General features: G+C 41.7%; 1 protein-coding gene. It reads right to left on the bottom strand.

Features of this window, described 5'->3' with window-relative positions:
* Positions 1-376: hypothetical protein (locus HMPREF1551_RS06040; RefSeq protein ID WP_034544393.1), on the bottom strand; the 376-nt coding region annotated here is incomplete at its 3' end.
* Positions 377-386 lie beyond the last annotated feature (10 nt).

Raw genomic sequence — 386 nt, 5'->3', positions numbered from 1 at the left:
TTCCATAGGCTTTTATATAGAAATCATCGTATCGGGTAAATATGCTTCGGTAGATTTCTAAACGACTTTCAGGCGTATTGAAAGAGGCTAATTCCTCCTTAGTGAGTTCCACAAAAGTCCAAGTGCGTTCTCCCAAAAAGGATAAATCGGGCTGTTCCTCATCGCTGAGGGTATAAAAGTCGGTTCTTGCCTCATAGAAACTAAGGTTTACAAAATCGGGGTCGCTCTTTAGGGTAGATACTTGTTGGGCTACTTTTTTCACTTTCTCAAGCCATTGCTCGGTAAGGCTGATAAGAGCAAAGTCACAACTATCCCAATCGCTATTGGTATACGCTCGCACCAATAGGTGTGCTGTAGGTGTTTTGCTGATATTCATTTTCTGTTCA

The sequence above is a fragment of the Capnocytophaga sp. oral taxon 863 str. F0517 genome, from assembly GCF_000466425.1.
Lineage (GTDB): Bacteria > Bacteroidota > Bacteroidia > Flavobacteriales > Flavobacteriaceae > Capnocytophaga.
This window is presented reverse-complemented; position numbering and strand designations above follow the sequence as displayed.